Annotated in this window: 8 protein-coding genes and 2 tRNA genes; 5 read left to right on the top strand and 5 right to left on the bottom strand. The window is 41.9% G+C overall.

From position 1 onward, the window contains the following. Nucleotides 1-40: 40 nt before the first annotated feature. A tRNA-Ser gene (locus PLE7327_RS05830) sits at nt 41-125 on the top strand. A 73-nt stretch (nt 126-198) separates the two neighbouring features. Here the strand turns inward: PLE7327_RS05830 and PLE7327_RS05825 are convergent. Continuing rightward, nucleotides 199-693, bottom strand: a complete 495-nt coding sequence (locus PLE7327_RS05825) for an ureidoglycolate lyase (RefSeq protein ID WP_015142931.1) — start codon at nt 691-693, stop codon at nt 199-201. A gap of 192 nt (nt 694-885) precedes the next feature. Here PLE7327_RS05825 and PLE7327_RS05820 point away from each other — a divergent pair, with 192 nt between their 5' ends. Together PLE7327_RS05820 and PLE7327_RS05815 are read left to right on the top strand one after the other, a co-directional pair. Beyond that, nucleotides 886-1,659, top strand: a complete 774-nt coding sequence (locus tag PLE7327_RS05820; RefSeq protein ID WP_015142930.1) for a class II glutamine amidotransferase — start codon at nt 886-888, stop codon at nt 1,657-1,659. Nucleotides 1,660-1,691: 32 nt separating this feature from the next. Then, nucleotides 1,692-1,763 (top strand) — tRNA-Lys (locus PLE7327_RS05815). 80 nt (nt 1,764-1,843) lie between these two features. Here the strand turns inward: PLE7327_RS05815 and PLE7327_RS05810 are convergent. After that, on the bottom strand, nt 1,844-3,868 hold the full coding sequence (locus PLE7327_RS05810; RefSeq protein ID WP_015142929.1) for a cation:proton antiporter: 2,025 nt from the start codon (nt 3,866-3,868) through the stop codon (nt 1,844-1,846). A gap of 215 nt (nt 3,869-4,083) precedes the next feature. Here PLE7327_RS05810 and PLE7327_RS05805 point away from each other — a divergent pair, with 215 nt between their 5' ends. Continuing rightward, complete coding sequence (locus PLE7327_RS05805) at nt 4,084-5,607, top strand: thymidylate synthase (RefSeq protein ID WP_015142928.1); 1,524 nt, start codon at nt 4,084-4,086, stop codon at nt 5,605-5,607. A 55-nt stretch (nt 5,608-5,662) separates the two neighbouring features. On the opposite strand, the gene dcd is transcribed toward PLE7327_RS05805, so the two are convergent. The 3 genes from dcd to PLE7327_RS05790 all read right to left on the bottom strand — a co-directional run bounded on the left by dcd (nt 5,663) and on the right by PLE7327_RS05790 (nt 9,578). Continuing rightward, complete coding sequence (gene dcd / locus PLE7327_RS05800) at nt 5,663-6,244, bottom strand: dCTP deaminase (protein ID WP_015142927.1); 582 nt, start codon at nt 6,242-6,244, stop codon at nt 5,663-5,665. A gap of 66 nt (nt 6,245-6,310) precedes the next feature. Next, complete coding sequence (locus tag PLE7327_RS25655; protein ID WP_015142926.1) at nt 6,311-7,867, bottom strand: rhomboid family intramembrane serine protease; 1,557 nt, start codon at nt 7,865-7,867, stop codon at nt 6,311-6,313. A gap of 73 nt (nt 7,868-7,940) precedes the next feature. Beyond that, nucleotides 7,941-9,578, bottom strand: coding sequence for a DUF655 domain-containing protein (locus PLE7327_RS05790; protein ID WP_041392858.1), 1,638 nt, complete (start codon nt 9,576-9,578; stop codon nt 7,941-7,943). A gap of 211 nt (nt 9,579-9,789) precedes the next feature. On the opposite strand from PLE7327_RS05790, the gene PLE7327_RS05785 reads away from it, so the two are divergent. Continuing rightward, nucleotides 9,790-11,847, top strand: a complete 2,058-nt coding sequence (locus PLE7327_RS05785) for a thioredoxin domain-containing protein (RefSeq protein ID WP_015142924.1) — start codon at nt 9,790-9,792, stop codon at nt 11,845-11,847. The last annotated feature ends 322 nt before the right edge of the window (nt 11,848-12,169 follow it).

Genomic DNA, 12,169 nt, shown 5'->3' with positions numbered 1-12,169 from the left:
CCGCAATCGCGGTAGAATAAACAAGTAAGCTCCAATAATTGGAGAGGTGGCAGAGTGGTCGATCGCGGCGCACTCGAAATGCGTTTTAGGGAAACCTAACGGGGGTTCGAATCCCCCCCTCTCCGTTTTTTGAGAAGTCAGAAGGCAGAAGTCAGAAGTCAGAAGGGTATAATAACTCCTCTGTACAAACAAAATCGGTCAACTGCATAATTCAAACTCTAGATTGTGACTTTTGAGAAAACTATGAGTGAAATGATCGACGATGTTGGTATCGCTCAATTCTAGGTTATAGAAATCGACCACATCATGCTCGAAATAGGGTCCCGCGTGCCAAGTTCCCACTTCTAACTTAATAAAACAATTCCCCGGAATCCGAAAAGCCGCCAGTTTTTCTAAATCGGGTTCGTTCGCTTCCGAAGGAGGGGCAACAGCAATAAACCAATCTTTCCCTTCTAGAGATCCCAAGCACTGCGTACATTGACTGTGACGAGTGATTTTGTGGAACTTGCGACCTCGTTTGTGCAAGCGCATGATATAAAAACGAGGAACTCCATTTTGCAAATTTAGTTGGGCATCGCTTCGATCGTAGGGTTTGCCATCTTCTGAGGGGGTAATGACCTGTCCGTAGGGCTGAAAGCGTTCTGGGGTAATCCATTCGGCACGAAGTTGCTTGAGGAGCGCTGGTTTACTCATGAGAAATTTCGCTTTAAAGCTTGCAGAAGAATTTTTGTTTTTATCTTAGCGCTTTAATGAAATATGAATTGACGAACTTCTGGCAGCGATCGCGAGAAGACAATAGATTTAATAATTACCTGGAAAGTTGTTTAGCTACAGCTTCATTGCAAGATTTGTAGAATTTAATAGGTTTTGTAGTCTAGATCCTCTATGTGCCAATTACTGGGAATGAACTGTAATGTTCCAACAGACATTTGCTTTTCCTTCGAGGGGTTTTCGACAAGGGGAGGAAAGACAGACGAGCATCGCGACGGTTGGGGCATTGCTTTTTTTGAAGGAAAGGGATGTCGGCTTTTTTTAGATTCCAAATCTTCGATCGCGTCTCCAGTAGCAGAGTTAGTACGATGCTATCCCATTAAATCTACCCATGTTATCGCTCACATCCGCAAAGCGACTCAAGGGAAAATTTTGCTCGAAAACTGCCATCCTTTTCGACGGCAACTGTGGGGATGGTATTGGGTGTTTGCTCATAACGGAGATTTGTCTGCTTTTGCGCCCCAAGGGATGGAATTCTATCGCCCCGTAGGCGATACCGATAGCGAAAAAGCTTTCTGCCTGATTCTAGAAACCTTGCGACAAAACTTTCCCAAGGAAAAGCCTTCCTTAGAAGTAATTTACCCGGTGCTAAAGGATCTTACCGAGAGCATTGCAGAAAAAGGCGTATTTAACTATCTGCTCTCGGATGGAGAGTACTTTTTTGCTCACTGTTCGACCCAGCTTAGCTACATTGTACGTCAAGCTCCTTTCGCGGCTGCTCATTTAATCGACCAAGACGTAACAGTGGACTTTCGCCAGTTGACCAAACCCAGCGATCGCGTTGCCATTATCGCCACTACTCCCCTGACGGATAACGAACTGTGGACTCCGATTCAACCGGGAGATTTGTTAGCTTTTCAAGATGGTTTACCTCTGAAGCTAGGGTAAAAATGAACCCTGGCTTGTTATGATAAAGATCTGGGTGACTAGCTCAATGGTAGAGCATCGGACTCTTAATCCGCTGGTTCAGGGTTCGAGTCCCTGGTCACCCATATAAGCGAAAATTCTAAGCTCGCTTATATCTGAGCCGATCGAGGGCTTCGCACGGGCGAGCGCAAGGGATCGCAGTCTGTTACTTACCAGAAGTAGGAAAATGAACGATAATCATCGAAGTTTTCCCGTGAGAGCGAGCGATCGCTTCTGATTCTCTTCCCAAAGCGGGTTGCCCTATGCCATGGGTACTGGCGATGAAAACTAACAGATCGTTGGCTTTTAGTACCTGCGAAACCGTATCGACTAAATCACCTCGCACTCTCTGTACCGGAATTTTCTCGTTTAATTTGAGCTGAGGCAGTCCGGCACGATGATGCATGAGAACAACTTGCAACTTGGCTTTGAGTTCTTCTGCTAAAGTACGCGCTAGGGTTAGTGTTTGACGAAAGATCGCTGAATTACTCATTAACTCGTTGGCGACTAATAGGACTCGCTGGGTATTTTCGATAGGTTCGCTTAAGCGAGTAATCAAAACGGGTGTGGTTGCCATGCGTACCACATTATCGATAACGCTGCCAAAAAAATTCTCCGTGTAGGTTGAGTAGCCTTTCCAGCCGCAGATCGTTAGGCTAGCATCGCGTTCTGCCGCCGTTCTGAGAATGCCGCGATCGAGCGAATCGTCAATTCGACCGATGGATTCAACATTCACTACAGCCCCATGGGCAATTGTTTCTGCCGCTTCGAGTAGCTGTTTTTGTCTGGTTTTAGCGGAATCTGCGATCGCGCCACCTGTATCTAACAAGACGTGTAACGGTAGAAGCGTTCCCTTGGCCCTTTTGGCAAGAATGATTGCTAGTTGCAGTAGATTATCTTCCGTACTAGGGTTGGCGACGGGAACTAAAATGCGCTTGCCCAAAGCTTCTTTTTCGAGTTTAATTGCCCCCTCAGCAACAGGTTGAATTCGACTTCCCCAGCGAGCGACAAACCAAGGAGAGAGAACGCAACTCACCAGAATCATGGCGATAATACCATTAACGGTTAGCTCGTCAACTAGCTTGATATTAAAAGCAACGGTAATGGCAGCTAGAGTGGAAGCCGCTTGAGCCACAGAAAGCCCAAACATCACCATTACAGGTGGAAATTGCCATCCGAAAACTTTGCCAGATCCCCAAGCGGCTAGAAATTTGCTGAGAAATTCCGCGCCAATCATGACGGCAGCCACTAACAGAGAGCGAGGTTGTTTGACCAGAATGAGCGGATCGACTAACATTCCCACAGAAATGAGAAAAAATGGGATAAACAGGGTATTTCCCACAAATTGAATCCGGTTCATGAGCGGACTTAGGGGTGGGATCAGTTGGGAAATCGCGACCCCGGCAAGGAATGCGCCGACAATTGGTTCGATCTCGATTAAACCCGCCAGGTAAGAGATGACAAACAACGCTGCTAACACGAAGATGAACTCTGCCGCTTCGTCGTGCCCGAATCGTCGAAAAAACCAGCGACCCAACTTAGGAACGCCCCAGAGAGTGGCAAAGGTATAAATAGCCAAAGAGGGAATTAAAAATAGCCAGAATTGGAACGTTAAATTTCCCTGTTGGGCTTTTACCACGATCGCCAGGACTAGCAATGCGAGAACGTTAGTAATCAACGTTCCTCCTAGGGTGGCAGTAACTGCTTGTGTCCGCATGATACCTAACTTGGAAAGAACGGGTAAGGCAAGGAGGGTGTGCGAGGCAAAACAAGAGGCAACCAACACCGATGCCAGGACGCTGTATCCCAAAGACAACATGGCTAAGGTGCCCAGAGTCATGGGAATGGCAAAGGTTGCTAAACCAAAGATAATGGCTTTGTCAGCATTGCGCTTGAGATCGTCGAGACTGGTTTCCAGTCCGCCTAAAAACATCAGAAACAGCAGTCCAACCGTACCCAACAGCACGATCGCGCTATCCCGCGCTAAAATGCCCAAACCATAGGGACCGACGACTACTCCTGCCAAAATCAGTCCGATAATCCCCGGCATTCGCAGTCGTTGAAAAAAGAGAGGGGCGACGAGGATAATTGTCAGAAATACCAGAAAGATAGCGACGGGATCTTGGATCGGTTTGAACGCCTGCGCCAGGATGGGGACAAAGATTAAATTGGCTGGCAAAAGATCGTACACAACGTTCTCCTAGTATCGTTGTCGTTTTTGTGTGGGTTAGGAACAGACGATTCTACCCTGAAGTTAATTTTTATTACAAGTTAGACTGGGATCGATCTACATAAGGACAGATCTTTGCAGATTATTTACGGTTATTAATTAAAGCTCGACAACTAACTTTTTATAAAATAGTTTTTATATTATAATAATAAACTGGCAATTTTTATTAAATTGTTATGATCGTAGAAAAACAAACTTCTATAGTATTTAACTATATACCTTGTGAACAATTTAACCAGTTAATTTGTGGTTATGGACAAACAGCAGTGATTACCGGATGGACGGTAAGACAATCTGTGACAAAGCATTTAATCCCTGAAGAATTTGCTGTTGTAGGCAATCTTTATTCAGCGACTAGGGGGATTAGCCCATTAATTCGGAATTTGCTAAAAAATCCTCATGTACGATTTTTAGTGATTCTTAATGCAACAAAAGAAGATAAAAATTCGGGGAGTTGTGAATGTTTATTAGACTTTTTTCGCCAGGGATTTACAAAAGGCAAAAGCGATACCGGAAGAGAATGTTGGGTCATTAATTCAAAAATAAGAGGTTACATTGATATCGAAATCCCTGACTCAATATTAGAAAAATTACGTCAATCTTTACAATGGGAAGAAGCAAAATCTATTGCTCAAGCTGTTAATTTTGTTAAATCCTATGCCTCCAGGTCGCCAGTCGAACCTTGGGGAGATCCCTTAGATAATTTTCCGAAAGTAGAAATTCATCCTGCTATTCTACCCGGATACAGATACGGACATCGTATAGAAGGAGAAACTATAGCAGAAACTTGGGTCAAGATTTTACATCGAATTAAAACGACTGGAACGATTCGACCTTCTCAATATGGACGATGGCAAGAGTTAATCGATCTAGTTGCAATTGTCACGAAAGAACCTGCCGATCTTTATTTTCCAAACCCTAATTATCTTCCTGTCGAACGAGAGTTTATTGGAGATTATCGTTCGCAAATGTTAGATGATGCTCCTATTCGGGAAGGTGTTAAATATACTTATGGTCAGCGTTTGCGATCGTGGTTTGGACGAGATCAAATTGAGCAAGCTATTGAGAAATTAGCAACAGAAAAAGACTCTTCTAGAGCAGTAATGTCTCTCTGGGATGTGCAAGATTATGAAAATAACGACAGTCCGCCATGTCTCAATCATATCTGGTTGAGAATTGTCGATGACGAACTCTCTTTAACTGCTACTTTTCGTAGTAATGATATGTTTTCAGCTTGGGTTGCTAATGCAATGGGATTAAGAGCATTACAACAACATATTCAAGAACAAATTAATCATAAAACTGACTATAGCTTAAAAATTGGACCTCTAATTACTGTTAGTCAAAGCGCTCATATTTATGATGACTGTTGGGAGTATGCCGATCGCATCATTCAAACTGAATATCCTAAAATTTGCTCCTCAAGAAATTTTGACGATCCCAGTGGTAGTTTTGTTATTAATATTAAAGATCGAGAAATTATTGTAGAACATCTCACTCCTGGTTCTGGCGAAGTTGTTAACTGTTACTCTGGCAAATCTGCACGCTCTATTTATCAACAAATCGCCGCCGATTGCCCCAGTCTTCAAGTCGAACACGCGATGTATTTAGGAACAGAATTACAAAAAGCCGAGATAGCGCTATCTTCACCTCAAAGCTTAGTGTATACCCAAGATCGACCGTTAAAAGTTCAAAATTAATAGTAAATTATTTGTTAATTCTTTATAGCGATCGACTACGAATGCAAATCAAAAGTTAAACCCTTGAAAATATAACTTGTTCGGGTTGGTCTTGATATTTACCTTGACGAGTTTCGTAACTAACAGAACAAGGTTCTCCCTCAAAGAAAATCAATTGCACGACCCCTTCATTGGCATAAATGCGGCAATCAGCACTAGAAGAATTAGAAAATTCTAAAGTTAAATGTCCTCTCCAACCTGCCTCAGCAGGCGTGAGATTAGCAATTAACCCGACGCGAGCATAAGATGATTTCCCAATACAAAGAACTGTAATATTTTCAGGAATATCTAATCTTTCTAATGCAACTCCAAGTCCATAGGAGTGAGCAGGTAAAATAAAGTAGCTCCCGTTAGCATCGGTATGAAGCTTTGTCGGTTCTAAATTATCAGGATTAAAGTTTTTTGGATCGACAACCGTACCGGGAATATGTCTAAAAATCCGAAACTCTGAGGGAGAGAGTCTAATGTCATAGCCATAGCTACTCAACCCATAAGAAATAACTGGTAAATTCTCAAAGCGACGAATTAATTTAGGCTCAAAAGGAGTTATCATTCCTTGTTGTGCCATTTTGGCAATCCAAATATCGTTCTTGATCACTTGCTCGAACTCAATTTTCTAAATAAGTCTATAGACTATTATCTCATATCGAATCCAGTTTATAAATTACTTAATTAAGAAAATAGAACCGACAGTGAAGCCTGTAACTAATCCTAAAATATGACTTAAAAAGCTTATTTCTGGAGTTGTAAAATCAAATAAAAACTGGATGGCAACAACTAAAAGAACAAAAGATAGACGCTTGGAAGCAATTCGAGACTTTTCCTTCCACCAATCTCGTAGAAACATTGCCACAATAACTCCAACCAATCCCATAATTGCTGACGATGCACCGACTAAAAGTTGTTCTTTGTCTCCAAATTGTATAGTTAAGATAGAAAAAGCTAACATCGAAACAACGCCACTAATCAAATAAACGGCTAGATATCGACTGTAGTCTATAGAAACTTCCACAAATCGACCTAAAAAATAAAGCCCTAGCATATTAATCGCTAGGTGTAGCCAACCAAAATGTAAAAAGTTGGCACTTAACAACCGCCACCATTCTCCCAACCATACTTTTTCAGGAATTAAAGCGCCGAGATAATCTAACGTCTCTGCATTTTCGCTACTTCCTAAAATGTTTGCAAGCATAAAAAAGATAAAGTTTATTGCAATTAATCCATAAGTTATATAAAGTTTTTTATAACTAAAGTTAGTCATATGTTTATATTTCGATTCCTGTTCAATCTCCGTAGCAATTTGATGGATTATGTCTCTAGAAATAGAATCTAATACTTGTGTTGGTTCTGCAAGGGAATGACCCAATCGCCATTCCACTGCGTTGCTTAGAATAAAATCATTACTCATGCGAAGACTCAACAATTGTTCGCGAGCAACTTCTGTTTTTCCAGCAACCATCTGTGCTGTCGCTAGCCAAAATATTTTAATATTTTCTGAATCCCCATTTAAAGGCCCATTAAATAATTGCTTTACTTGCGTCACTTGTCCACAAAATGCTAATGCAAACATACGAATGCAATCGCGCTGTACGCTACCTAGTTTTTCTAAGCTTTTTCTATACAATTTTATAGATTTGAGCAGACTATTTAAATCTCCCGTTTCTCCTAAAGTTCTTAGGTAGTAGATTAAAAGATTGGGTTCATTTAGTAAAACTTTTTTGGGAATTTGTTGCTGAAACCACAATAAACAATTTTTCCAATCAGATTTCATCCAGTAAATTAAAGCTTGAGTATGGCGGATCGAGCTAGGATTGTTTTTGTGATAGTTATTAAGTATTGTTATCACTTCGCAAAGATCGCCTCGCTGAGCCAATTCCAATGCTAATAATAACTTAGGTCGCTCTTGCCAGCCATCGGCAGGATGCAACCATCGCAAATAAGAAGCAAGTTGACGCGCTTCTCTGTAGCGATGCTGATGAGTCAATTGATTAACCTGGGAAAAGCCAATACTGGGAATCAATAAAAAAATTATCCATAGAATGCCGCCAATCAAAGCAGCTAAATTAGAATTGAAGGACGAAATTAAGAGCGCGATCGCTAAAATTATACTGCTAACAACAATCCAGCCACGATTATTCCTAAAAGAAACGCTAACAGCGCGAATGAGGAAGATAAGGCAAGAAGCGCAAATTATCCAAAGAAATAAGCGAGCGATATCCATTTTAAAATTACCCCGATCTAATTCTATTTTTAGCTATCTTTTAAAAACCATTCAATCGCTCTAAAGGAGTATTTTACCAAGTAACTCTACCTTCTATTTTTTTAAGTTTACTCGAACTAATGCCTGAGACTCTCTTTAAATCTTCTAGAGAAGTAAATGGTTGCTGTTGACGAGCTTCAACAATACGTTGCGCTAATTTAGCTCCAATTCCTGGTAGTGTTTCTAATTCTTCTGGGCTGGCAATATTTATATTTATTAATCCATTGGTATTCGATGGAGAGAAAATGGTTTTTGCTGAAGAACATTTGTTTGCTTCTGCTTTAATTTTTTGTTGGAGTGTTGCGGGAACTCCTAAAATTGCCTTACTATACAACTGCTCAAACTCTCTAATAAAATGAGCTGCAACCTGAGAACTTTCAACAACTAATAAAGTCTCGTCATTATAATAGTTAGCGGCTGCCGACCAATTGTGAGATCCTGTAATAACAATATCTCTATCTACAATACCAAATTTGTGATGGAGCTTATCGCCTTGAGGCATTTGAGGAATGCCTACCGTAGCGAGGGGAACTCGCCAAGGACGATTATTTTCTTCATATTGACATTTTTCGCTCAAAGCAACGCCCAGCATATCTAAACTTTCACTATAGTTGCGAAAAGCAAATTCTGGTTCGATCAATGCTTTTATTTTCACGTCTTGATGATGTAAAGTCTCAAGAATATCAGCTAACTTTTGTTCGCTAAAAACAAATAAAGCTAATTCGATTGAATTAGTAGCTTTTCTCAGCGTGCTACCAATTAACCCATTACTGGTATAGTTCCAAGGAACCATTAATGAATCAGGAGAAAAGTGTACTGTAATCCTGCTGTCACCGATCGCAATTTTTTTTGACTCTCGAATGGATTTTTTGATGCCGAATTTACTATCTAATCGATTTCCAGGACCATCCCCCCACATCAGGTTAAATTCTTCAGTAAAAATTTGTGCCAATTGAGGATTATTAATTTTTAGCAAATTATTAGCATTTCCCCTAGTTTCTGGATAGCTAAAATCTCCATGAATATCGCTAATAGTATAGTTAGCTGAGCCTACTAATACAGTATTACCGTCAATAATAGTAAATTTGTGGTGCATTAAACCGCTACCAGCGGATCCATCTGCTGTATCGTCAATAATAGGAATACTAGCATTGCGCATAATAATTAATGCATCGCCTTCATTAACTTCCTGAGAACTGAGTTTTCCGTCTTTATTTTTATCGGTAAAAGCCAAAAATTCATTATAGCGATCGCGCTCTCTTTTGGTAAGTTGATTAATCTCTGTTTCTGTCAGTTCGCTGAATGGACGATTATAAATGTTCTCTAAAATTACTCTAACTTTAACTCCTGCTTGATATCGTTCTGCCAGTGCTTGAGCGATTTTCGGCAAGCGAAATTCTTGCACGGCAACATCAATACTAGAGTTCGCTGAGTTAATCCCATCAATAATAATTTGTTCTAAATTATCTCCAGGGCGAGTAATGTTGCGATAGGGATCGGTATAGTTGGCTCCTTTGGCTTGATTGTGGTTAAAGTAAGCTTGAATGTAAGGATTTTGAGCCAATGGTTGAAGACGTTGGCTTTCTGGGTTTCTTTGACAAGAAATTAGAAAAAATAAACTTACAAAAAAGATGGAAATATGATATTTTTTAATAAAAAAAGATTGTTTCATGCTAAAAAATCGAGAATCAAAGCTTGATAAAATGCAATCTAGATTTTCGACATAGATTAATTTTAGACTCAAAAGGCTAACAATTAATAACATCAGACATGACTAGATGAAAAAAGTAGGATTTTAAAGATGCGATCGCCCAGAAAAATTCCCCTCCCTACGCTCTTCTCCCACGTTAGACTGACAGAAAGAGTGACGATTCTCAGTTACCATGTCTAACCGTCTTGCATCCGCTCAAAGCCTCTACCTCCGCAAACACGCCGACAATCCTATCGACTGGTGGCCTTGGTGCGAAGAAGCCTTGGAAACCGCCAAGGCGCAAGATAAACCGATATTTCTCTCAATTGGTTACTCTAGCTGTCACTGGTGTACGGTAATGGAAAGGGAAGCCTTCTCGGATAGCGCGATCGCAGAATATATGAACGCCAATTTCCTCCCCATCAAAGTAGACCGAGAAGAACGTCCCGACATCGATAGCATTTACATGCAGGCGTTACAGATGATGACGGGGCAAGGTGGCTGGCCCCTCAACATCTTTCTCATACCTGGAGATTTAGTCCCCTTCTACGGCGGAACCTACTTTCCTCTAGAACCTCGCTACGGTCGTCCTGGCTTTTTGCAAGTCCTGCAATCAATTCGCCGCTTTTATGACGTAGAAAAAGAAAAACTCGATGCTCTTAAACAGGAAATTCTAGGAGGTCTCAAACAGTCAACCATCCTACCCATATCGACATCCGACTCCCTAAGCAAAGAACTGCTCTATCGAGGAGTCGAAACCAATACCGGAGTCATCAGCATTGGTGCCAGCGATTTCGGTCGTCCCAGCTTTCCCATGATTCCCTATGCGAGTTTAGCACTTCAGGGAAGTCGCTTCCAGTTTGAATCTCGCTACGACGGACGGCAATTATCCGCACGCAGAGGAGAGGACTTGGCATTAGGAGGAATTTACGACCACGTTGGCGGAGGATTTCATCGCTATACGGTAGACTCGACCTGGACGGTGCCGCACTTTGAAAAGATGCTCTACGACAACGGACAAATTCTAGAGTATTTGTCCAATCTCTGGAGTGCGGGGATGAAAGAACCTGCCTTCGAGAGAGCGATCGCGGGTACAGTAGCATGGTTGAAACGGGAAATGACAACACCGGAAGGCTATTTCTATGCAGCGCAAGATGCCGATAGCTTCACCTCGACTGAAGCGTCAGAACCAGAAGAAGGTGCGTTTTATGTTTGGCGTTACGACGAACTCGAAAAAATCTTGACGGCCGATGAATTAGAAGAATTAAAAGCCGCATTTACCATTACAGAAAAGGGAAACTTTGAAGGCAGTAACGTCCTGCAACGCAAGGAGTCAGGTAAACTCTCAGACAGTCTAGAAGCTATCTTAGATAAATTGTTTGAGGTGCGCTACGGCGCAAAATCGACTGAGATAGAAACGTTTGTGCCAGCGAGAAATAATCAGGAAGCGAAAACCGGGAATTGGAAAGGTCGCATTCCCGCCGTCACCGATACTAAGATGATTGCTGCCTGGAATAGTTTAACGATATCTGGACTCGCAAGAGCTTATGCTGTATTTGGCGAACCGTCCTATTGGGAATTAGCGACCCGTGCGGCTAAATTTATCCTAGAGTATCAGTGGATTGAGGGACGCTTCCATCGCTTGAATTACGAAGGACAGGCGACGGTATTAGCACAGTCGGAAGATTACGCCTTTTTTATCAAAGCGCTTTTGGATTTACAAGCCGCTTCGCCAACCGAGACCTTTTGGTTAGAAAAAGCGGTTGAGGTACAGCAGGAGTTTGATGAATTCTTCTGGTCGCTGGAGATGGGAGGATATTTCAACACGGCGGCAGACGATAGCGGGGATTTGTTAGTGCGTTCCCGCAGTTATATCGATAATGCAACTCCGGCAGCTAATGGCGTTGCGATCGCAAATTTAATTCGTATAGCTCTACTGACTGAAAATCTAGAATATCTCGATCGCGCCGAACAAGGCTTACAAGCTTTTAGCGCCGTTCTCCAACAGTCTCCTCAAGCTTGTCCTAGCTTGTTTGCAGCATTAGATTGGTATCTCCATGCAACTCTCGTTCGCACGAAAGAAGAACAGTTGAAAACATTGATTCCTCAGTATTTCCCCACCGTCGTTTATCGCATAGAGTCTGACTTACCAGAGAAGGCTGTTGGCATAATCTGTCGGGGATTATCTTGTCTTGAACCTGCTCAAAGTCAAGCACAGTTATTAGAGCAAATTCAGCGAGTTAGTGATTAGTGATTAGCAATTAGCGATTGTTAACTCATCTCTCGCTTTCACTGACGAGAGATGAAAGTGTCATTGGTTATATCAAATCTGTTTAATTAGTATGTAGTGCGAGCGTCCCGCTCGCCAATCATTCCCGCTCGCCAATCATTCCCGCTCGCCAATCATTCCCGCTCGCCAATCATTCCCGCTCGCCAATCATTCCCGCTCGCCAATCATTCCCGCTCGCCAATCATTCCCGCTCGCCAATCATTTCTCCTCGCGACCAAGATGGTCGCACTACTGGGTATTACGATCGTTCAACCGGATTTAAGATCGCAATACAAAATACAAA

The organism is Pleurocapsa sp. PCC 7327, from assembly GCF_000317025.1.
In the GTDB taxonomy this organism is placed as follows: Bacteria; Cyanobacteriota; Cyanobacteriia; order Cyanobacteriales; family Microcystaceae; genus Hydrococcus.
This window is presented reverse-complemented; position numbering and strand designations above follow the sequence as displayed.